The 21,852-nt window shown below is 71.4% G+C and carries 18 protein-coding genes; 9 read left to right on the top strand and 9 right to left on the bottom strand.

Translation table 11 applies throughout. From position 1 onward, the window contains the following. Positions 1–30: 30 nt before the first annotated feature. The gene (locus tag CcI49_RS01120) at positions 31–2,286 is read right to left on the bottom strand and encodes an MMPL family transporter (protein ID WP_076824171.1); all 2,256 of its coding nucleotides are present in this window, start codon (positions 2,284–2,286) and stop codon (positions 31–33) included. A 257-nt stretch (positions 2,287–2,543) separates the two neighbouring features. On the opposite strand from CcI49_RS01120, the gene CcI49_RS01115 reads away from it, so the two are divergent. Next, complete coding sequence (locus tag CcI49_RS01115; RefSeq protein ID WP_241839848.1) at positions 2,544–3,461, top strand: DUF2993 domain-containing protein; 918 nt, start codon at positions 2,544–2,546, stop codon at positions 3,459–3,461. A 250-nt stretch (positions 3,462–3,711) separates the two neighbouring features. On the opposite strand, the gene CcI49_RS01110 is transcribed toward CcI49_RS01115, so the two are convergent. Continuing rightward, the gene (locus CcI49_RS01110) at positions 3,712–4,938 is read right to left on the bottom strand and encodes an oxygenase MpaB family protein (RefSeq protein WP_076823704.1); all 1,227 of its coding nucleotides are present in this window, start codon (positions 4,936–4,938) and stop codon (positions 3,712–3,714) included. A gap of 407 nt (positions 4,939–5,345) precedes the next feature. After that, the gene (locus CcI49_RS01105; protein WP_054565315.1) at positions 5,346–6,530 is read right to left on the bottom strand and encodes an amidohydrolase family protein; all 1,185 of its coding nucleotides are present in this window, start codon (positions 6,528–6,530) and stop codon (positions 5,346–5,348) included. A 229-nt stretch (positions 6,531–6,759) separates the two neighbouring features. Between CcI49_RS01105 and CcI49_RS01100 the strand changes: the two genes are divergently transcribed. Continuing rightward, a complete protein-coding gene (locus CcI49_RS01100; protein WP_241839846.1) occupies positions 6,760–7,824 on the top strand; it encodes an alcohol dehydrogenase catalytic domain-containing protein in 1,065 nt (354 codons plus the stop codon). A gap of 334 nt (positions 7,825–8,158) precedes the next feature. On the opposite strand, the gene CcI49_RS01095 is transcribed toward CcI49_RS01100, so the two are convergent. From CcI49_RS01095 to CcI49_RS01075, 5 genes are all read right to left on the bottom strand, one after another. Beyond that, a complete protein-coding gene (locus tag CcI49_RS01095; RefSeq protein ID WP_158230685.1) occupies positions 8,159–8,782 on the bottom strand; it encodes a MarR family winged helix-turn-helix transcriptional regulator in 624 nt (207 codons plus the stop codon). A gap of 41 nt (positions 8,783–8,823) precedes the next feature. Then, the gene (locus tag CcI49_RS01090) at positions 8,824–9,948 is read right to left on the bottom strand and encodes a nitronate monooxygenase family protein (RefSeq protein WP_076823702.1); all 1,125 of its coding nucleotides are present in this window, start codon (positions 9,946–9,948) and stop codon (positions 8,824–8,826) included. 490 nt (positions 9,949–10,438) lie between these two features. Further along, entirely contained in the window at positions 10,439–11,260 is an 822-nt protein-coding gene (locus CcI49_RS01085) for an SDR family NAD(P)-dependent oxidoreductase (RefSeq protein WP_083749243.1), read from the bottom strand. Next, the gene (locus tag CcI49_RS01080) at positions 11,257–12,486 is read right to left on the bottom strand and encodes a cytochrome P450 (RefSeq protein ID WP_054565317.1); all 1,230 of its coding nucleotides are present in this window, start codon (positions 12,484–12,486) and stop codon (positions 11,257–11,259) included. The genes CcI49_RS01085 and CcI49_RS01080 overlap by 4 nt, the downstream gene beginning before the upstream one ends. A 116-nt stretch (positions 12,487–12,602) precedes the next feature. Next, complete coding sequence (locus tag CcI49_RS01075; RefSeq protein ID WP_076823701.1) at positions 12,603–13,544, bottom strand: hypothetical protein; 942 nt, start codon at positions 13,542–13,544, stop codon at positions 12,603–12,605. 104 nt (positions 13,545–13,648) lie between these two features. Between CcI49_RS01075 and CcI49_RS01070 the strand changes: the two genes are divergently transcribed. Beyond that, positions 13,649–14,614 carry a TIGR03619 family F420-dependent LLM class oxidoreductase gene (locus CcI49_RS01070; RefSeq protein ID WP_076823700.1) on the top strand — a complete coding sequence of 322 codons (966 nt, stop codon included), beginning with the start codon at positions 13,649–13,651 and terminating at the stop codon, positions 14,612–14,614. A 121-nt stretch (positions 14,615–14,735) separates the two neighbouring features. Here CcI49_RS01070 and CcI49_RS01065 read toward each other — a convergent pair whose 3' ends face one another. Next, positions 14,736–15,857, bottom strand: coding sequence for an LLM class flavin-dependent oxidoreductase (locus CcI49_RS01065; protein WP_083749242.1), 1,122 nt, complete (start codon positions 15,855–15,857; stop codon positions 14,736–14,738). A 102-nt stretch (positions 15,858–15,959) separates the two neighbouring features. Here CcI49_RS01065 and CcI49_RS01060 point away from each other — a divergent pair, with 102 nt between their 5' ends. From CcI49_RS01060 to CcI49_RS01035, 6 genes are all read left to right on the top strand, one after another. Next, positions 15,960–16,565 (top strand): TetR family transcriptional regulator, encoded by a 606-nt coding sequence (locus CcI49_RS01060; RefSeq protein WP_076824166.1) that lies wholly within the window; start codon positions 15,960–15,962, stop codon positions 16,563–16,565. A 205-nt stretch (positions 16,566–16,770) separates the two neighbouring features. Further along, entirely contained in the window at positions 16,771–17,937 is a 1,167-nt protein-coding gene (locus CcI49_RS01055) for a steroid 3-ketoacyl-CoA thiolase (RefSeq protein WP_076823699.1), read from the top strand. Further along, the gene (locus tag CcI49_RS01050) at positions 17,937–18,542 is read left to right on the top strand and encodes an EthD domain-containing protein (RefSeq protein ID WP_054564254.1); all 606 of its coding nucleotides are present in this window, start codon (positions 17,937–17,939) and stop codon (positions 18,540–18,542) included. Before CcI49_RS01055 ends, CcI49_RS01050 begins: the two co-directional genes overlap by 1 nt. Before the next feature lie 58 nt (positions 18,543–18,600). After that, positions 18,601–19,713 (top strand): NDMA-dependent alcohol dehydrogenase, encoded by a 1,113-nt coding sequence (locus tag CcI49_RS01045; RefSeq protein ID WP_076823698.1) that lies wholly within the window; start codon positions 18,601–18,603, stop codon positions 19,711–19,713. A gap of 4 nt (positions 19,714–19,717) precedes the next feature. Beyond that, on the top strand, positions 19,718–20,812 hold the full coding sequence (locus CcI49_RS01040) for an NAD(P)-dependent oxidoreductase (RefSeq protein WP_076823697.1): 1,095 nt from the start codon (positions 19,718–19,720) through the stop codon (positions 20,810–20,812). Between the two features lie 210 nt (positions 20,813–21,022). Continuing rightward, entirely contained in the window at positions 21,023–21,850 is an 828-nt protein-coding gene (locus CcI49_RS01035) for a TetR family transcriptional regulator (protein WP_241839845.1), read from the top strand. Positions 21,851–21,852 lie beyond the last annotated feature (2 nt).

The raw sequence follows: 21,852 nt of genomic DNA, 5'->3' as shown, positions 1-21,852 counted from the left end.
GTGCCTCCGCGTTCCTCGGACGAGTGGTGTTCATCGACCGGAGGCTGGTGCCCAGGAGGCGGATGCCGCCTCCACGCAACCGGGGTCCATGGAGAGGGCACCGTCCACTGCGGTGGACGGCACCGTGGCGCGCGGCCCGCTCAGTGCCTCGCCTTCGACGTCGACCCGGGGCAGCACCTTGTCGAGGCCGCGCGGGATCCACCAGGCCCGTTCACCGAGCAGCGCGAGCACGGCCGGCACGATCGTCATCCGGACGACGAAGGCATCGAGCAGGACAGCGGTGGCGAGGCCGAAGCCGACCATCTTGATCATCGGCTCGGTCGCACTGACGAATCCGGCGAAGACCGCCATCATGATCAGTGCTGCGGCGACCACGACCCGGGAGCTGTGCCCGAACCCGGAGACGATCGCGTGCCCGGCGTCATCGCCGTGGATGTAGGCCTCGCGCACGCGGGTGACGAGGAAGACCTCGTAGTCCATGGCGAGCCCGAAGACGATGCCCACCATGAAGATCGGCATCATGCTCATGATCGGCCCGGTCTGTTCGAGGCCGATGAGGCCCGCCAGCCATCCCCACTGGAAGACCGCGACGACCGCGCCGAGAGCGGCCAGCACCGAGAGCAGGAATCCGCAGGCGGCCTTGAGCGGGACGAGCACCGACCGGAAGAGCGCCATCAGGAGCAGGAAGGCGAGGCCCACCACTACCGCGAGGTAGGGCACAAGCGCGCCCTGGACCTTCTGGGCCATATCGATGTTGACCGCGGTGGTACCGGTGACCTGGAACGTCGCGCCGGTGACGGACTCGACCGCGGATCGTTCGGCGCGGATGGCGTGGACGAGGTCCACGGTCGCCGCGTCGCTCGGGCCGGTCGTGGGAACGACGGTGAGCAGCGCGGCGTCGCCGGCGGGATTGGACCGGGCCGGTGAGACCGAGACGACTCCGTGCGTGCCGGCGAGGCTCTCGATCGTCGTGGCGATCGCCGCCGCCGGATCGTCGGAAGCCGCCGTGTCGACCACGACGGTGAGCGGGCCGTTGAATCCGGCGCCGAAGCCCCGGGCGAGGTCGTCGTAGGCGCGGCGTTCGGTGGTGGACGTTGGTTTCGCCTCGTCACCAGCGGTGCCCAGGCGCAGGTCGAGGGCCGGCAGCGCGATCGCGACCAGGGCGAGCACCGCGAGGGCGAGGATCGGCAGCGGGCGACGCAGGACCAGTCGGGCCCACCGGGTACCCACACTGGGCCCGCGCTGTCGTGCCTTCGCCCGTCCCCTGCGGGCGGCGCGTGGGAGCACCGCGCGCTGGAAGAAGCCGAGCAGCGCCGGCACCAGGGTCAGCGCGACGAGGACGGCGACGACGACTGTTCCGGCGGCAGCCAGGCCCATCTTGGTCAGCGTCGGTATCCCGACGACGAACAGCCCGGCCAGGGCGATCACCACGGTGAGCCCGGCGAACACCACCGAGGAGCCTGCGGTGCCGGTGGCGATGGCCACGGCCTCCGACGGCTCATGCCCGCGGGACCGTTCCTCCCGGTAGCGGGAGACGATGAAGACCGCGTAGTCGATCCCGACCGCCAGGCCCAGCATCATCGCCAGCGTGCTGGTGGTCGAGGACAGGCCGAAGGTACTGGCCAGGGCCATGATCGAGAGCATGCCGACCCCGACGCCCACGACAGCGGTCAGCAGCGGCAGCCCGGCCGCCGCCAGCGATCCGAAGGTGACCAGCAGGACTATCGCGGCGAGCGCGATCCCGACCACCTCGCCGATGCCGCCCGCCGCCGGCCGGGTGGTCAGCGCATCCCCGCCGATCTCGACGGTCAGACCGGCGGCCTGGCCGTCGGCGACCGCGCCCTTCAGGCTTTCCAGGGTGGCGTCGGTGAGGTCGTCGCCGGCCACGGTGTAGGAGACCGTCGCGTAGGCGGTCGCCGCGTCCTGGCTCACCGCGCCGCCCTGGAACGGATTCACCGCGGTGAGGACCTGCGGACCGGAGGCGGCCCGCGCGACGGCCTTCTCGACCTCGGCCCGGTTCTCGGCCGCGGTGAGCTTCTCCCCCGCCGGAGCGCCGAAGACGATGCGCGCGACCGCGCCATCCAACCCGGAGCCGGGAAAACGCTCGTCCAGGAGGTCGAACGCCCGCTGGGATTCGGTTCCCGGAATGGAGAACTCGTCCTTGGGGGCGTCGGGGGCCTTCATCGCGGCGAAACCCATGGCCGCGAGAACCGCGATCCACAGGAGGAGAACGTATCGGCGGCGCCGGAAGGAAAACCGCCCCAGCCGGTACAGAAGAGTCGCCATGGAGTGGTTCTCCATATCTTTTCGGGTACCCCACAAGACTGCTCCGGCCCGGTGGGTCCCGTCGTCGTGCGCCTGCCGGCACTTACCGCTGCCCACGTACTGCGTCTGCCGTAGCCGGAAGTGACTGCGCCCGGCCGATGCGAGAACAGGCTGTTCTGCCGCACAGTGGCCCTGGCCTGTTTCCGGCGCAGCCGGAATCCCGAACCGGCGGCGCCTCGCGGGATATCCGGGATACCGCACGAAGCGAAGGGCACTCGGTGGATCACAGACCCGACGACGAAGTCCTCACCGGCCCAGGTGGTCAACAGCCGCCTGCCCACGCCGGGACGACATCGCTCACCCCGTGGCACCGGCGGTGGTGGCCGCGGGATCGGCGGCCGCGGCGGCGACGCAGTGCTCTCGCGTTCGGCGCAGTGATCCTGCTCGTCGTCCTCATCGCGGGTGACCGGTTCGCGGTCTCAACCGCCGAGAGTGAGATGGCCACCCAGATCAAGGCGAGTGTCATCAGGAGCCTCGCCTGCGACGTCACTCCGCCGACGGTCCGCGACGTCAGTATCGGCGGATTTCCGTTCCTCACCCAGATTGCATTCGGAAGGTTCAGGAACATCGGGGTGATTATCGACGGAGTACCAACGCCCGGTCCACGCATCTCCTCGGTCGAGGCACACCTCAAAGGAATTCATCTTCCAATCCGGAAGATGCTTGCCAATGATGTCGGCGAGATACCGGTCGACAACGTCGAGGCGACGGTCCATCTCGACTACGCCGACGTGAACGCGTTCCTGGCCGACCAGCCCGGAGATCTTCAGATCAATCCGGTGGACGGCGGGAAGAAGGTCGAGGTCGCCGGCCTGGCCGACGTACCGGTGCTCGGCGCCCAGGAGATCGGCGGGGTCATCGCGTTCGAGGTGCGGGACAACAAGCTCACGCTGATCCCGTCCGAGATCGCCCTGCACGGGTCCATCAACGTGGACATCCCGGTGCCCGGCGGCCTCGGCGGGCTGCTCCCCGCCATCCCGATTCCGGTCGGCGCCCTGCCGTTCGACCTCACCGTCGTCGAGGCCTCCTCCGACGCCGCCGGCCTGTCGCTGACCGCGACCGCGCGGCGCGTCGTCCTTCCCGAGGCCGACACGACAGCCCGCCGCTGCCCCGCACCGAACAGCAGCGGGCCGTGAACCCGAGCTCCGAGATGGCCGCCGCGATGGGCGACAACCGGCCGCTGCCGGTGCCCGCCGCCCACGACGACGGTGTCGGGCGGCGATCGGGACGAGGTGCCCGGTGCCACCGCAGTGGCACCGGTCAACCCCTGACCTCGTCCCGACCTCCCCTCAGCCTTGGCCACCCAGCCTTGGCCACCCAGCCTTGGCCATCTCTCACCTGGCGTCGCCGGCGCGTGGCCTCGGCCACGCGGGGAGGCAGCGTCCGTCAGTAGTTGGGGTTGTTGGTGTCCGGGATCTGGATGGCGATGGGGAACTGGGCGCCGGACAGGAGGGTCAGGACGCCGATACGCAGGATCTCGTCGAAGGCCCAGTAGACCGCCTGCAGGAGGCCGGGGGCCTTCTCCAGGCTCAGCAGGCCCTCGCGGACGGCGACGAAGGGCTTCCAGGCGACCTGGAAGGCCGTGTCCCAGAAGGGGTACCGCGGCAGCTTGAGCCAGCCGGCGATCTCGTCACCCAGGAAGTAGCGGGTGAGGGCGCACAGGATGGGCTTGCTAAGGAGGGAGCCGTCGATGAACGACGCCAGGTTGACGAGGATGTCGGCGAGCTTGATGCCCTCGGGGGTCGGGGCGAGGATCGGGGTGAGAACCTGCGCCGCCTGGGTGTTCGCGGTGGCCCAGGAGTTCGGGATGTACTCGTCGAGCACCCCGAGCATGTGGGCGGTGACCTGCCAGGAGTGCAGGAACCCGGCGGACTCGACGGCGTTGATCGGCACGCCCCACGCGTTCAGGTTCTGCATGACGGTGGTGGGCAGGCTGTGCCAGGTCACCATGATGTCGGCCTGGGAGATCGGGATGTCCTCCGAGGCGACGTTGTTCCAGGCCGCGAGCTGGGGCAGCAGGTGGCGCACGCCGGCGTGGGCCAGCCGCGTCTTGACGCAGGTCACGATCATCTCGCCGGTGGGGTCGAACGCGTTGTTCGAGCCGACGTCGTAGCCCAGCTTGGCGGTCTTGGTGATGCGGTCCCGCATGTCCGCACCGCCCTTGGAGTAATAGACGGCCAGGGCCTCGCGCGGGATGACCGTGCTCATCATGCCGCTGACGAAGCCGTAGGTGACGCCCAGGTACAGGCCGCGCTTCTGGTTGAAGTTGACCGCGTCCTTGAGCTTGGCCGTGTCGGTCCACGTCGGGAGCTGGCGCGCGTGCTCCATGAAGTCACGCAGCTGCGTGGGCAGCCCGGCGGGCAGTGCCTGGCCGTTCTTCGTCCATGTCTTCAGCAGCTTGTTGACCGCGGTCGTCTGGCCGCTGTCGATGATCGCGGCGACCACCGGGTCGGCCTCGGCATCCCAGACGTACTTCGGGTCCACGCCGACGCCGGCCCCGGCGACCGAGCCCTCGGACGACCACGACCACGCCGGAGTCGCCGCGGCCAGCGCCCCGGCGGCCCCTAACATGCCGCCGGTGACCAGTACCTGACGCCTGCTTCGCTCAACCATCTTTAGTCCTCCCCAGAGCCCGACGACCCAAGGGTGGATACAAAGAAACAATATCCGATTCTCTGTATCAGGGCCGCCGCGCTCATGGGACCACATCAGCTATATGCGATACAAGGCTCCTTTTTTCCTGCCCGACGCGACGAGGTGAATCACGAAACTCTGGAGATAAGCCACATACCGGACATATCGACGATGTCCGCACGCCACTCTCCGGGAGCGCGAGGCCGGCACGCGGCAGGCAGCGGGCAACGGGCAGCCACGGGCAGCCGGCGGCTGACGCGGAGGGCTGCGGGCAGCCCGGCAGCCGGCTCCCAGCAGGATGCCCGAAACCGCCCCCCAGGACCTTTCGGGCCACCGAGGACCGACCGAGGCCGGCCTCCTCGGCGGCACTCGGGTTCCTACGGCGCTCAGGCCAGGTCGAGGCCCAGCATGCGGATGGCATTGCCGCGCACGATCTTGCGGACGGTCGCCGCGGGCAGGCCGGCCATCATCTCCTCGGCCACGCGCCGTGTGTTCGGCCAGGTCGAGTCGGTGTGCGGGTAGTCCGTCTCGAAGGTGACGTTGTCGACCCCGATGGCGTCCAGGGACGCCAGCCCATGCCGGTCACGGAAGAAGCAGCCGTACACCTGCCGGCGGAAGTAGCTCGACGGCGGTTCGGGCACGAGATCACGCACCCCACCCCAGGCCCGATGCTCCCGCCAGACGTCGTCGGCGCGTTCCAGCGCGTAGGGCAGCCAGCCGATCTGCCCCTCGGAGTAGGCGAGGACCAGCTCGGGAAAGCGAACCAGCACGCCGGAGAACAGCCAGTCGGCCAGCGAGGCCATCGCGTTGTTGAAGCTCAGCGTCGCGGCGACCGCGGGCGGCGCGTCGCCGGAGGTGGCGGGCATCCGCGACGACGAGCCGATGTGCATGCACACGACGGTCCCGGTGTCGACGCAGGCGGCGAGGAACGGCTCCCAGCTGCCGCTGTGGATGCTCGGCAGCCCCAGATGCGGCGGGATCTCACTGAAGCAGACGGCCCGGCAGCCGCGCGCCGCGTTACGCCGGACCTCCCCCGCGGCGAGCTCCGCGTCCCACAGCGGAATCAGGCACAGCGGGATCAGCCGGCCGCCCGAGTCCGCGCACCACTCGTCGATCATCCAGTCGTTGTAGGCCCGGACGCAGGCCAGCGCGAGGTCGGTGTCCCGCGCCTCGGCGAACGTCTGGCCGCAGAAGCGGGGAAAGGTGGGGAAGCACAGGGACGCCTCGACATGGTTGAGCTCCATGTCGGCGACCCGGGCGACCGGGTCGTAGCACCCGGGACGCATCTCGTCGTAGGTGATCGGGGACATCGTCATGTCGTCTCGGTCGAAGCCGACCGCCGCGACGTGCCTTTTGTGGATGTAGACGAGGTCCTCGTACACCCAGCAGTCGGCCTGCGGGCCGTCCTCGTCGAACGTCTGCCGGTAGTTGCCGCCGCCGATGTGCTCCATGCGCCCGATGCCGCGCCGCTGGACGCGGGGGCCGGCGTCGCGCAGCCGGGCGGGCAGCCAGCGTTGCCACAGGTGGGCCGGCTCCACGACGTGATCGTCGACGCTGATGATCCGCGGCAGCTCGCCGAACGAGTGGTCGGGCTTGCCGAAGGAGTGGGCGGGCTCGCCGAAGGAGCGAGCGGGACCTTCACCCGTGCGATGCGCCGCGGGCGCTGTCTGGTGCGAGTCCGTCTGGTGCGAGTCGGTCACGGCGGATCCCTCCGGCTTGCACGGCGAGGAACGCAATCACGCTAACATCAGATCTGACGGTTCATCAGGAAACAGTAAAGCCGACATCCAGGGGGTCGCGGTGCCCGAGGCCAGCATGCCCGCCTACCGCCTCACCGACTGGCTCCAGCAGCCAGCAATCGTGGACATCACGGTCCCACGACCGGGCCCGGGAGAGGTCCTGGTGCGGGTCGCAGGCAACGGGCTGTGCCACTCAGATCTGACCATACATCAGATTTCGGCGGAGATCGGGGCCGCGCTCGGCTGGCGGGTGCCGTTCACCCTCGGGCACGAGATCGCCGGCTGGATCGCCGACGCCGGCGACGAGGCAGCCGCGGTGACCGCCGCTCCGGGCACGCCCGTCGCGCTGGTGTCACCGGCCTCCTGCGGGCGCTGCCGCTACTGCCTGCGCGGGCTGGACAGCGCCTGCCCCGACGGCCTGGCGGGCCGCGGCTACGGCCGGGACGGCGGGCTGGCCCCGTACGTGATCGCGCCGGCCGGGCGCGGAGTCGTCCCGCTGACCACGCTCGACCCGGTGGAGGCCGCACCGCTGACGGACGCCGGCGCCACCTCGTACCACGCGGTTCGCCGCGCACTCCCCCGGCTCGGCCCGGGATCGTGGGCCGTGGTCCTCGGCGCGGGCGGCCTCGGCGCGTTCGCCATCCAGCACCTGAAGGCGCTCAGCGCCGCCCGGGTGGTGGCAGTGGACCGCGCCGCGGGGCGCCGTGCCCTCGCCCGCGAGCTGGGCGCCGACGAGGCCATCGACGGGATCACCTCAGCCACCGCACATGACCTTGCCGACGTGTGCGGCGCGCAGGCGGCGGACGTCGTCCTCGACTTCGTCGGGACCGACGCCAGCATCGCCACCGGCCTGCGCGCACTGGCCCCGGCGGGCGCCTTCGGCCTGGTCGGAGCGGCCGGCGGCACCCTGCGCCGCGGCTGGTACGGAACCCTGCCCCGCGAGGCGGAGATCTTCACCTTCCAGGGGTCGACCATCGCCGACCTCCAGGACGTGATCGCGCTCGCGGAGGCGGGCCGCATCCGTCCCCTCGTCGACCGGTTCGCCCTGGCCGACATCGACGAGGCCTACGCCGCCCTGGCAGCCGGCGCCCTACACGGCCGCGCCGTGGTCATCCCACCCCTCTGAACCGGCGTTCCCGCTCGGCATCAGCACCAACTGCTCGGCAGCAGCACCAGCTAGAAGCTGCGACTCGGAGAGCCGCCGCTCGCCACGCGGCGACCCACCGGGGATCCCGCGCCGTCACGCCGCGCCAGGATTTCACCCCAATAGTCACGAAAAGGACGGAGAGTCAATTGGCCGTCCGCAAGAAGTGAGGATTTTGGTTGTTGCAGCAGCCGAAATCCTCACTTCTTACTCAGAAGCAGCGACAGCGGCGACAGCCGAAGCCGAAGCCCGGAATCCTGCGACGGGCCGTTCCGGTGACCTGAATCCGCGAGCCTTTCCCGACAGCGAACGATGACTAGAATTCGACGGCGCAGGATTTGCGTCCCGGAGGGACCGAGCGGCCGGTCGGGTCGACCTGGGCGTCCAGCATTCCCAGACGCATACGGTCGAGAAGCTCGGCGAGCTGACGACGCTCGGCGGCGGTGAAGCCGTCGAGCGCCACGCCGATGTCGTGCAGGCCCACTTCGCGGACCGCGGCCAGCAGCGCCTCGCCGTGCTCGGTCGGGGCGAGTCGGGCCACCCGCCGGTCCGTCCCGTCCGCGGACCGGCCGACCAGGCGATGTTCCTCCAGCGGCCGCAGCTGCCGGCTCACCGTCGACTGGTCGAGATCCAGCCAGCGGGCCAGGTCGGAGGACGTCGCGCTGCCGTGCCGGGCGATCCACCGCAGCAGGGTGAGGCTCGCGCCGGTGATCGGTGCGCCGGCGGCCCGCAGCATCCGCTCCCGCTGCCGTGGGCTGCGTGCGGCCAGCCCGACCAGCTCGACGAACTCGTGGATGCGGGCCAGGTCCTGATCCAGCTCCCGGTCCGGCTCCGGCCCCCAGTCCTGCCCTTGGTCCGGCTCCGGCCCTTGGTCCGGCTCCAGCCCCCGGTCCTGATCCGGCCCCTGGCCCGGTTCGCAGCTCGCATCCACGCGGTCCACGCCGTCGCTGTCCTTGCCGCGGTCACCACCGAGGGAGCCGGTCAGTCCTCCAGCACCGCCCCGAGCCGCTGGGTCGTCTCGATCCATTCCTCCACCATCTCGCGCATGACCTCGGCCGTCGGGCGCCGGCGGTCGAGGCTGCCCACGATCTGCCCGACGGGGAAACCGCTCAGCGCCTTCGTTCCGGCGCGGGTCCAGCGCCGCGACGCCTCCCCCCACACAATGCCCTGCAACGGCATCGGCAGGGTCTTCGGGGCGTCCTCGCGCTCCCACGCGTCCGTCCAGGCGCTGCGCAGCAGCCGGGCGGGCTTGCCCGTCATCGCGCGGGAACGCACCGTGTCCCGCGAGGTGGCGGCGAGCAGGTTCTCGACGATGGGCTCGGCGGTGTCGGCCTCGGTGACGGTGAGCCACATCGAACCCGTCCAGGCGCCCTGGGCGCCGAGCGCGAGCGCGGCGGCGATCTGCCGGCCGCCACCGATCCCACCCGCGGCGAGCACCGGGACGCCCGGCCCCACCGCGTCGACGACCTCGGGCACCAGGACCATCGTGCTGACCTCGCCGCAGTGCCCACCCGCCTCGGTGCCCTGGGCGACGATGATGTCGACGCCCATCTCGACCTGCTTGACGGCGTGCCGTTTCGCGCCGACGAGCGCGGCCACCAGCACACCCTGGGCATGGGCGCGGTCGATGACCTCCCTCGGTGGCGGCCCCAGCGCGTTGACCAGCAGTTTCACCGGATGCTTGAGGGACACCTCGACCTGCCCCGGACCCTCCTGCTCGATACCGAGCCCGGCCGCCTTCAGATCACCCCCGGCGGCAGCGTCCGCGGGCAGCGGCGGGACGTCGTGCTCGGCCAGGACGGACTCGGCGAAGCGGCGGTGCTCGTCGGGCACCAGCTCGACCATCCTCTCCCTGGTGATCTCCGCTCCGCCTCCCTTCCCGACGTACGAGTTCGGCATGACGATGTCGACGCCGTAGGGCCGGCCGTCGACATGCTCGTCGATCCAGGACAGTTCGACCTCGAGCTCCTCGGGGTTGAAGGCGAGCGCCCCCAGCACCCCGAACCCGCCCGCTCTGCTGACTGCCGCGACGACGTCCCGGCAGTGCGAGAAGGCGAAGATCGGGAACTCGATACCGAGCAGGTCACAGACAGGAGTACGGGCCATACGCCCTCCTCTGGAGAATTAACTTGCATGTATACAAGCATGTTTTCGAGAGTGATGGAAGGCCCCGGAATGCCGTCGTCCCGACCGGCACAGCCTCCGAGCAAGATCCGCCAATTCTGGTCACTCGGGAGTGCACAGCAGAATCCCGAGCCCCGAGCGGCCGTTGCCGCCGTTGCCGCCGTTGCCGCCGAGCAAGATCTGAGGAAGCTGGTCGCGGGAACGACGAAAATCCTCAGATTCCCGAACCGCGGCTTCGGGCTGCCGCCACTACCGGGCGAATGATGCGGGGGTGGCCGAGCGGTGCGACCGAAGCGTGAAGGATTTTGGTCGTTCTGACGACCAAAATCCTTCTTACTTGCGGGTTGTCAAGGCACTCTGCATCCAATTTGGCCCACTTGTCGTGAATTTTCGGCGCTGCGTGGCGGGGTGGCGGCGGGGTGGGATTATCGGCGGGCGGTCGAGCGTCCCCGGACTTCGAACCTGCCGTTTCTCAGGCGGTCATGCCGCCGTCGACCGGGACGATCGTCCCGGTCATCAGGCTGGCCTCGGCGGATGCCAGGAAGGCGATGACGCGCGCGACGTCGTCCGGCTCGCCGAAGCCCCCCGGCACCGTGAGCTTGCCGAGCAGCTTCATCGACGCCCCTTCCGGCGGCATGAAACCGGCGATGATGTCGGTGTCGATGCCGCCGGGCGCCACCGCGTTCACCCGGATGTTCCTGCTGACGTACTCCCAGGCCAGCGCCTTGGTGAGCATGACGACGCCGCCCTTGGACGCACAGTAGGCGGCGCTGTAGGGCTGGGCGCGCAGCCCGGCGCTGGACGCGACGTTGACGATGGTGCCGCCGTCACGAGCCAGGAAACCGGCCAGGCAGGCCCGGCTCATCAGGAACGTTCCGGTGAGGTTGACGTCGATGATCCGGCGCCAGTCGGCGAGGGGCTGCTCCGCTGTGTGCGCGAACCAGCCGATCCCGGCGACATTCGCGAGCACCCTGGGTGCGCCCAGGTCATCCTCGACGGCGCGGACGGCGGCCGCGACCGACTCCTCGTCGGAGACGTCGCAGACGTAGGCGCGGGCCGCGCCGCCGGCCTCGACGATGCCGGCGGCGATCTTCTCCGCCTGGTCGATCCGGACGTCGAGGCAGGCCACGGTCGCGCCGCGGGTGGCGAGCCGATGCGCCGTCGCCGCGCCGATGCCGCGCGCCGCGCCGGTGACGATCGCCACCGCACCGTCGAAACCACCAGAACCACCGAAACCACCAGAACCACCAGAACCACTGGAACCCGCCGAGCTTCCGGAGCTGTCGCCGCTCACAGGGCGCGCTCCGGCACGAAACGGACCGGCATTTCCTTCACGCCGTTGATGAAGTTCGACCGCAGGCGGCGGGCAGGCGCGATCGGCTCGACCCGGTCCAGCCGGGTGACCAGCGTTTCGAGCATCAGCTCGATCTCGCGCATCGCCAGGTGCCTGCCGAGGCAGAAGTGCGGGCCGCCGCCGCCGAAGCCCACGTGCGGGTTCGGGTCGCGGCCGATGTCGAAACGGTAGGGGTCGGCGAACACCGACTCGTCGTAGTTCGCCGACGAGTAGTACATGACGACCTTCTCTCCGGCGGCGATCGGCTGGCCGCCGAGCACCACGTCGGTCGTGGTCGTGCGGCGGAAGCCCATCACCGGGCTGACCCAGCGGACGATCTCGTCCGCCGCCCTGGTCAGCACCGCCGGGTCGGACCTGCCCGCCCTGAGCTTCTCCCACTGTTCGGGATGGTCCAGCAACGCTTGCATGCCACCGGAGATGGCATTTCGCGTGGTCTCGTTGCCGGCGACCATGAGCAGGATGAAGAACAGGTCGAACTCCATCTCGGACAGCTCGTGGCCGTTCTCGTCGGCGGTGACGAGCTTGGTCAGGATGTCGTCGGCCGGGCAGCCGCGCCGCGCCGCGCCCAGCTCGTTCGCGTAGGCGTACGCCTCCATCGCGGCGGCCTGCTGGTCGGCCGCGTCGGCGGACAGCTCGGGATCGTCGCTGGCCAGCATCCGGTTCGACCAGTTGAACAGCCGGTGCCTGTCCTCATGCGGGACGCCGATCAGCTCCGCGATCACGACAAGCGGCAGCTCCGCCGCGCAGATCTTCACGAAGTCGCCCTCGCCGGCCTCGATCGCGCGGTCGACGATCTTCTCGCACGAGGTCCGGATCCTGTCGGTGAGGCGCCCGATCATGCGCGGGGTGAAGCCCCGGTTCACCAGGCTGCGCAGCCGGGTGTGTTCCGGCGGGTCCTGGTTGACCATCATGAGCTGCTGCTCGGCCAGGGCTTCCGGGGTGAGCTCGGGCAGCAGGCAGGTCTCCCGGTTGGACGAGAACTGGTCCGGGCTGCGGGAGATGTGCACGACGTCCGCGTGCCGGGTCACCGCCCAGAAGCCGGCCTCGCGCTCCGGGTCGCGGTGGTGGAACACCGGTGCCTGGGCCCGCAGGATCCTGAACTCGTCATGGGGCAGCCCCTGGACGTAGCGGCCGGGGTCGTAGACATCGATCTGGTCGAGCGACATGTCGGGACCTCCGAGATCCGTCGCGTCCGCCAAGCTCAAAACTAGAACAGGTTCTCGCGTCTCGTTTCCTGACGCAATATCAGAAACAGCATTGGGGGCCGGACGAGCCGAGCGGGTCAGCGAAGCTCGTCGACGTAGGTCTGCGTGCCGGGCAGGGTGGGGACGAACGGGGCGAGCAGCTCCAGCCGGCCGAGGCCCGACTTCTCCCAGTCCGCGGCGGCCGCGGTGAAGCCAGGCGCCCAGCACCGCGCCGGCGTCGTCTCGGTGAACCACAGCACGGTCAGGCGGCGTCCGAGACCGGCGACCTGGTCCACATAGGCCATCCGGTCCTCGGGCAGCGGCAACGGGGTGAACAGCAGGCCCATCGCCACCGCGCCACCGGGTGCGAGCACCCGCGGCGCGCGCTCGGCGCGCAGCCAGTCGACGAGGGCGGAGACGGCCGCGCCACCCGCACCAGCCGCACCAGCCGCACCAGCCGCACCAGCCGCACCAGCCGAGGCATCATCCACCGCGGCCTCGCCCACCGCGTCGACGACCTCGACCACCAGGCCACCGTACGGATGGTCCAGCGCGTGGATATCGCGCGCACCGCCGCGGCCGTCGCGATACACCGCGCCGAGATAGTCCTGGAAAGCGGTGAAGACGTGGTCACGCCGGTGGAAGATGCGTCCGTCGGCGTTGAGCCGCTGGTTCGTGGCGACGGTCCACCGCATGTGGTCGCGGTAGCGGCCGCGGGTCAGCCAGTAGACCGCGATGTACTTGCCGGCCTCCAGCGGCCGCGCGACGGCCGAGTCGGCCGGCTCGCGCAGCGCCTGCAGCGCCCTGGGCGCCACCCAGCGCCGGCCGGCGAACATCCAGGGCATCGCCATGGCACCCGCGTAGAAGTGATCGTCCTCGTACCAGCGGTTGTACTCGGCCTCGGCACCCGGATGCGGCTCCACCATCGTGATCAGCGCGGAGCCGATGGCGACGCCGTACGGGCCGGCGGCGGGGAGCACGGAGTAGGGGCTGTCGGAGTCGGGGCTGTCGACGGAATCTGCCACCGCGTCGTCCGGCACGGCTGAACTCCCTCCGCCCCGGGCGCACGTCGGCCCGGAACGCGGTCCACTCAAGCACGGAATCTGGTGACCCGTCAGAAAATCTTTGAATACACTCTGCTGCCATGATCGTTTCTCGCGGCCCGTCCGTCGTGCCCCGCGGGGCACTCGCCTTCGGGATCCAGCTGCCGATCCAGGCGCAGAGCAGCCTGTTCGCCGAGCCGTGGGAGGCCACGGCCACGCCGGACGACCTCGCGGCGATCGCCCGCGCGGCGGACGAGCACGGCTTCCTCTACGTCGCGGTCTGCGACCACGTCGCGATCCCCCGCCGGCTCGCCGCCGCCATGGGCACCACCTGGTACGACTCCGTCGCGACCCTGAGCTGGCTGGCCGCGGCGACGACCCGGGTGCGGCTGCTCAGCCACGTCTACAACCTGGCCTACCGGCATCCGCTGGTGACGGCGAAGGCCTTCGCGACCCTCGACCGCCTCTCCGCCGGCCGGGTCATCCTCGGGGTCGGCGCGGGGCACGTCGCGGACGAGTTCGCCGGCCTGGGGCTGGACTTCGCCCGCCGCGGGCGCATGCTCGACGACGCGATCGAGGTCGTCGACGCGGCCCTGCGCACCGAGTTCCCGACGGCCGCGAACGACAGCTTCACCGTCGACGGGCAGCTCGGGCTCGCGCCCCGGCCGGTGCAGGACCCGCGCCCGCCGCTGTGGATCGGCGGCTCGTCGCCGGCGGCGGTGCGCCGGGCCGCGCGGCTCGGCGACGGGTGGTTACCCCAGGGCACCCCGCTCGACCAGCTGCCGCCGCTGGTCGAGCTGCTGCGCACCGAACGCGCCGCGGCCGGAGTCACCCAGCCCTGCGACATCGGCGCGATCACCGACTGGCTGCACCTCGGCCAGCCCACCTGGGACGTCGGCCGCCCCTGCCGGGCCGGGACGCCCGCGCGGCTCGCCGAGCACCTGCGCCGCTACCGCGACGTCGGCGTCGACCACCTGCAGGTGCGGTTCCCCAGCCGCGGCCCGGTCGAGCTGATCGATCAGATCGCGGCGTTCGGCTCCGAGGTGGGGCCCCTGCTGACCCCCTGACCACCGCCCCCGACCAGCGCCCCTGGCCGCCAACCCCCTGGCAACCTGACCGCCGGGCCGCTGGCTGCTCACTCCTGACCGCCGGCCTCCTGACCGCCGGCCCCTGGCGCCCTCCCCCGCGTCAGAGCAGCTCGATGAGCTTCCGCAACGCCTGCGGGTCGCGTACGCCGCCGATCAGCAGGGTGTGGACGGGCGAGGCCCGCCACAGCTCGAGGCGCTCCCGGATCCGCGCCCAGGGCCCGACCAGCGCGATGCCGTCGGCGAGATCGTCCGGGACGGCCCGCACGGCGGCCTCCCGCTCCCCCGCGAGGAACAGCTGCTGCACCCGTGCGGCGGCGTCGCCGAAACCGAACCGCGACACGACGTCCACATGGAAGTTGACGTCCTTGGCGCCCATGCCGCCGAGGTAGAACGCCAGCGTCCACTTGATGCGCAGCAACGCCGCCTCGACGTCGTCGTCCACGACCACCGTCACCGGGCAGGCGATCGAGAAGTCGGCGGGCGCCCCGGCCAGGGCCGCCGCGTACGCCGCGGGCCCGCGCTCGGGGTGGTAGAAGATCGGCAGCCAGCCGTCGGCGATCTCGGCGGCCAGCGCCACGTTCCCCGGGCCTTCGGCGCCGAGGTAGACGGGGATCCGCGGCCGCAGTGGATGCGTAGTGATCTTCAGCGGCTTGCCGAGCCCGGTGACGCCCCGCGCCGGGCCAGCGCCCGCCGGCGGCAGACCCGAAGCCCCGGCCCCAGCTCCGGCCCCGGCCCCGGCCCCGGCCGACGGCGGCACCCCCGGCGGTGCCGCCGGGGGCAGTGGCAGCGGGTAGTGCGGCCCGTCGCTGGTGACCGGGGCGTCGCGGCGCCACACCGCCCGCAGGATGTCGACGTACTCCCGGGTGCGGGCGAGCGGCCGGGCGAAGGGCTGCCCGTACCAGCCCTCGACCACCTGCGGGCCGGACACGCCGAGCCCCAGCAGGAACCGCCCACCGGACAGGTGGTCCAGGGTCGCCGCGGTCATCGCGAGACAGGCCGGCGTGCGGGCGGACAGCTGTGCCAGCCCGGTGGCGAGAGTGATCCGGCTCGTCCGCGAGCCCAGCCAGGCCAACGGGCTGATCGCGTCGGAGCCGTAGGCCTCGGCCGTCCACACCGACGCGTAGCCGTATTCCTCGGCGGCGAGCGTCAGCTCCAGATGATCGTCCGGTGGCACCGCCGGCCAGTAGCCGAGCATCAGGCCGAGTGCCAGATCAGCGGTCACAACAATCCTCCTGGATGGCGTTATGTCCTGGTTGCAGATGGATTGCCGGCTGCTCGGATGTCCGCACCCGGGTTCGGGCTGATCACGGGTACGCTCCGGTCCATGGCGTCACCGGCGGTTCCGCCCCCAGCGGACAGTGACGGGCTGGACAGGCCCGCCCAGCGAGCACGGCGGGAGCGGATTCTGGACGCCGCCGTCGCGCTCGGCTCCGAGGGCGGGTACGACGCCGTGCAGATGCGGGCGGTGGCGGAGCGCTCCGGGGTCGCGCTCGGGACGCTGTACCGCTACTTCCCGTCGAAGGTGCAGCTGCTGGTGTCCGCGATGGCCCGCGAGATCGACGGCATCCGGCTGCCGTCCGCCGAGCGCATGGCGGGCCTCACCCCGGCGGACCGGATCCTGGCCGTCCTCAGCCGCGCCACCAAGGTCTTCCAGCGGGATCCGAACCTGGCCGGCGCGCTGGTCCGGGCGGTCATGTTCGCGGACGCGTCGGCCACCGCCGAGGTCGACCAGGTCACCCAGCGGATGAACTCGATCATCATTCGCATGATGCGCGGTGAGGACGGCGATCCGACCCCGCGTGACATCGCGGTGGCGGGCCTGATCGCCAAGGTGTGGTTCGTCAGCGAGATCCAGTGGCTGTCCGGCCGCACCAAGGCCCGGCAGGTGCTCGACGACCTGGAACTGGTCGTCCGCGAGCTCGTCCACTAGCACCGCCGCCGCGCCCCGGCCGCCGCTCGCCCGCACCGGGCCCGCGCGCGTCTCGACGTCACCGTTCCGATGAGAACGCGTTCTACCACGGCTGGCAAGAACTCCTGACAGGTCATCAGATGATGATTGCCGGAAACTAGAACACGTACTAGTTTGGAGGGCGCCGATCCGCCGGCGGCAGCCGGCGACGACCGAGAGGCGTCCCATGCCGAATCCAGTGATCGTCGAGGCGACCCGCTCACCCATCGGCCGACGGCGCGGGGCGCTCGCGGGTGTCCACCCCGCCCACCTGCTCGGCCACACGCAGCGCGCGGTCCTCGAACGCGCCGGCCTCGACCCCGCGAGCGTCGAGCAGGTCGTCGGGGGCTGCGTCACCCAGGCCGGCGAGCAGGCGTCGAACATCACCCGCTACGCCTGGCTGGCCAGCGAGCTGCCCACCACCACGGCCGCCACCACGGTCGACTGCCAGTGCGGCTCCTCGCAGCAGGCGGCCCATCTCGTCGCCGGGCTGGTCGCCACCGGCACGATCGACGCCGGCATCGCCTGCGGCGTCGAGGTCATGAGCCGGGTCGGCCTGGGCGCGGCGGTGCAGGGCGGCCCCGGGTTGCCGCGCCCGCCGGGCTGGGACAGCGGCCTGCCCGACCAGTTCACCGCGGCCGACCGCATCGCCCGCGGCGTCGGCGTCAGCCGCGCCGAGCTGGACGAGTTCGGCGCCCGTTCGCAGGCCCTCGCCGCCCGCGCGTGGGCCGAGGGCCGGTTCAAGGCCGAGGTTGCCCCACTGGAGGCGCCCGTGCTGGACGACGCGGGCGACCCGACCGGCGAGTCGGTCACCGTCGACGTCGACGGCGGGCTGCGCGACACGTCCGTCGAGAAGCTCGCCGCGCTGCGGCCCGTGCTGCCCGACGGCCTGCACACCGCGGGGACGTCGTCGCAGATCTCCGACGGGGCCGCCGCCCTGCTGATCATGGACGCTGACCGCGCGCGGGCGCTGGGGCTGCGGCCCCGGGCCCGGATCGTCGCCCAGGCCCTCGTCGGCGACGACCCGTACCTGCTGCTCAACGGCCCGATCGCCGCCAGCCGGCGGGTGCTCGACCGGGCCGGGATGTCCGTCGCCGACATCGACCGGTTCGAGGTCAACGAGGCGTTCGCGGCCGTCGTGCTCTCCTGGGCCCGGGCGCTGCGCCCCGACCCGGACCGGGTCAACGTCAACGGGGGCGCGATCGCGCTCGGCCATCCCGTCGGGTCCACCGGGTGCCGGCTGCTCACCACCGCGCTGCACGAGCTGGAACGCTCCGGCGGCACCACCGCCCTGGTGTCGATGTGCGCCGGCGGCGCGCTGGCCACCGGCACGATCATCGAGCGGATCTCGTGATGGACGTCCTGCTGTTCCTGTTCATGCGGCGCGCGGGCATGACGGTCGACGCCTTCCGCCGCCACTACCTCGACGTACACGTGCCGCTGGCGATCCGGACGTCGACGGCGACCGGCCGGTATGTCGTCCGGCTGACCGAGGACGGGCACGGCCCCGTCCCCGTCGACGCCGTCACCGAGATCGTGACCCCGTCCGCCGACGTCTTCTTCGACCCCGACCGCGGCTTCACCTCCCCCGAGGACGCCGTCGAGGTCATCACCGACTCGCTGAACTTCCTCGCCCCCTTCCCGATCTACCAGGTCCGCCGCACCGTGCTTCGGGCCGCGGACCGATCCGGTGAGCTGGAGGATCATGTGCCGGGATCGCGTTCACCGGGGGTGACGCTGGCCCGGCTCGAGCTGGGTGACAGCGGCCCGGTCCGGCCGATGCCGGACCCACCGGACGAGCTCGTCCGCGACCACCTCAGATATGACGTCCTGAAAACGATCGGTGAAGGCCCCGATCTGCGTTCGGTCGATCTGGTGCACCTGCGGCCCGGCGCGGACGTGGACCGTTACGCCGCCGACTCCTACCTTCTGGGGGAGTACGTCCAGAAGGTTCGTTGACCCAGCGAGACAACCGCGCCGCGATCCGGCGCCGACCGCACAGGAAGCGGGTCCGCAGATGAAGACGAAGGCCGCAGTGCTCTGGAACGTCGGTGATCCCTGGAGCGTCGAGGAGGTCGACCTCGACCCGCCGAAGGCCGGTGAGGTGCTCATCCGGGTGGTCGCAGCCGGCTTATGCCACTCCGACGACCATCTGGCGACCGGTGACATGCCGTCGGTCCTCCCGATGGTCGCCGGCCACGAGGGCGCGGGGATCGTCGAGGAGGTCGGGCCGAACGTCACCCGGGTCCGCCCGGGTGACCACGTCGTCGTGATGTTCATGCCCAGCTGCGGGCACTGCCGCTGGTGCGCCACCGGCCGGACGAACCTGTGCGACCTCGGCGGGTCGCTGATGATGGGTGTCGGCGTCGACGGGACGTCCCGGCTGCACGCCCGGGGCAAGGACGTCACGACGATGTGCTTCCTCGGCACGTTCAGCCAGTACGCCGTGCTGCACGAGGCGTCCGTCATCAGGATCGACGACGACCTGCCGATGGACGCCGCCGCGCTGGTCGCCTGCGGGGTGCCCACCGGTTTCGGCTCCGCCGTGCACACCGCCGGGGTGCGCCCCGGGGAGGCGGTGGTCGTGGTCGGCGCCGGCGGGGTCGGCATGAACGCGATCCAGGGCGCCCGGATCGCCGGCGCGGAGCTGATCATCGCGGTCGACCCGGTGGAGTTCAAGCGCGACCAGGCGAAGGTCTTCGGGGCGACCCACACCAGCCCGTCGATGGCGCAGGCCACCGAGCTCGTCCGCGAGCTGACCAGGGGCGTCATGGCCGACGCGGCGATCCTGACCGTCGGCGTGGCGCACGGTGACCAGATCGCGCCGCTGCTCGGGCTCGTGTCGAAGGGCGGGCGGGCGATCGTCACCGCGGTCGCGCCGGCCGTCGAGACCGAGGTGACCCTGTCCCTGTTCGATCTGACCATCTTTCAGAAGGAGCTGCGCGGCACCCTGTTCGGCGCGTCGAACGGGCAGGCCGACATCCCCCGGCTGCTGTCGCTCTACCGGTCCGGCCAGCTCAAGCTTGACGAGCTGATCACCAACCGCTACACCCTGGACGAGATCAACACCGGCTACGACGACATGCGAGCCGGCCGCAACATCCGCGGCGTCATCCTGCACGGGCACTGACGGCATGCGCACCGGCAGCACGATCCTCGTCACCGGGGTGACCGGGCAGGTCGCCAGGCCCCTGGCCGCCGCCCTCGCCCGGGAGCACACCGTCTACGGCGCGGCCCGCTTCCGCGACAGCGGCATCCGCGACGAACTGAGCGCTGCCGGTGTGCGCTGCGTACCGGTCAACCTGGTGACGGCCGGGCGGGACGGCCTCGCCGCCCTGCCCGAGCAGGTCGACCACGTGCTCCACTTCGGCGTGGTCAAGAGCAACCGGTGGGGCGTCGACCTCGACGGAAACGTCGGCGGGACGCTGGCGCTCATGGAGCGCTACGCCACCGCCCGGTCCTTCCTGCACTGCTCCTCCGGCGCCGTCTACGCGGACGCGGGCGGAACGGGCGACGCAGGCGGAACGGGCGACGCGGGCGACGGCCCGGCGGGCGGGTGCGGCGGCCCGGCGGACGCCGATTCGGGCACGGGCGGCGGCGGCTCGGCGGAGGCGGTCCGGCCCCTCGCCGAGGGCGACCGGCTCGGGGACAGCCACCACGTCCTGCCGTTCCTGGCCACCTACAGCGTCTGCAAGATCGCCGCGGAGGGGGCGGCCCGGTACGGTGCCACCCGCTTCGGGCTGCCGACGACGATCGCCCGCCTGAACATGCCGTACGGGCCCTTCGGTGGTCTCCCCCTCTACCACCTCGACATGATCGCCGCGGGCATGCCGGTGACCGTGCACCCCGACGGCCCCAGCCGCTACCAGCTGATCCACGACGACGACATCGTGGCGATGGTACCCGCGCTGCTCGCCGCGGCCGACGTCCCGGCGACGCTCGTGAACTGGGCCGGCGACGAGGCCGTCAGCGTCGAGGAATGGTGCGCCGAGCTGGCCGCTCTCACCGGCCTGACCCCGGTCATCGAGCCGTCGCCGGAGAACCTGCGCGGGGTCGTGCTCGATCTGACGACCATGCACACCCTCGCCGGGCACGCCCGGGTCGACTGGCGGGAGGGGCTGCGTCGCAGCGTGGCCGCGCGCCGCCCCGACCTGCTGCGCCCCGAGCTCGAGTCGTCGGCGCACCCCGGTCCTGGCCCCGCACCCGCTGACCGGCCCGCGGCCACCTGATCCGGCATTCGGCCCGTTGATCCCGGCGTCGCCCCCGGCCCCGGGCGCGTCCGGCGTGATCCGGCCTCCCGGCGCCGTCGCCGGCCGCCCCGGAGCACGAGATCGGCGCACAGGGTGGCTGGCGTCACAACACGAATCTGACGGGTCGCCAGAAACCGCCAGTACGCTTGCTACGTGCGCAGAGCTGACGCTGCCGTCGCGGTCCCCCCGGTGGTCGAGACCCCGGTGCGCGAGACCCCTGCGGTCGCCACCGCGGCGATCAGGACTACACCGGCGCCCATCGCCGACGCGAGCACCGGCACCGGCACTGCAGGCGTCGGCGCTGCAGTCGTCGACACCACGGGCATCGACACCACGGGCATCGACACCACGGGCATCGGCACCGCGGTGAACACACTTCGCGCCTCGGACGGGCGGGTTCCTGGCCGGCGCGGCATGGCGACCCGGCAGCGGCTGCTCGACCAGACCTACGAGCTGCTGCGCACCACGCCGTACCGGGAGCTCACGGTCGCCGACATCGGCCGCGCCGCCGGCACCTCGGCCGCCACCTTCTACCAGTACTTCGTCGACATCGAGGCGGCCATGCTGACGCTGGCCGACCAGGTCGCCGCCGAGGGCGCGAAGCTGTCGGAGCTCGTCGACCAGCGGCCGTGGCGGGGCGCCGCCGGCTGGCAGAACGCCAGCACCCTCGTGGACGGCATCCTCACCTTCTGGGCCCACCACCAGCCCGTGCTCCGCGTCGTCGACCTGCTCACCGAGGAGGGCGACCAGCGCTTCCGCCGGGTGCGGGTGGCCATGCTCAACGAGATCACCCGCGCCCTCGCCGCGGTCATCGCCGAGGCGCAGACCCGGGCCGGCCGGGTGACGGAGGTCGCCCCGATGGCGATGGCCGGGGCGCTGGTGTCCATGCTCGCGCACGTGGCCTCGCACCGCGCCGGCTTCGAGGCGTGGGAGATCCCGATCGACGAGATGCGGGAAGCCATGACCAGGCTGGTCTTCTGGGGCGTCACCGGCCCGCGCGTCCCCAAGCACCTCTGACC

Origin of the sequence: Frankia sp. CcI49, from assembly GCF_001983215.1 — a bacterium.
GTDB lineage: Bacteria > Actinomycetota > Actinomycetes > Frankiales > Frankiaceae > Parafrankia > Parafrankia irregularis.
Note: the sequence above shows the minus strand (reverse complement) of the source record. Positions and strands in the feature narration are given on the sequence as shown.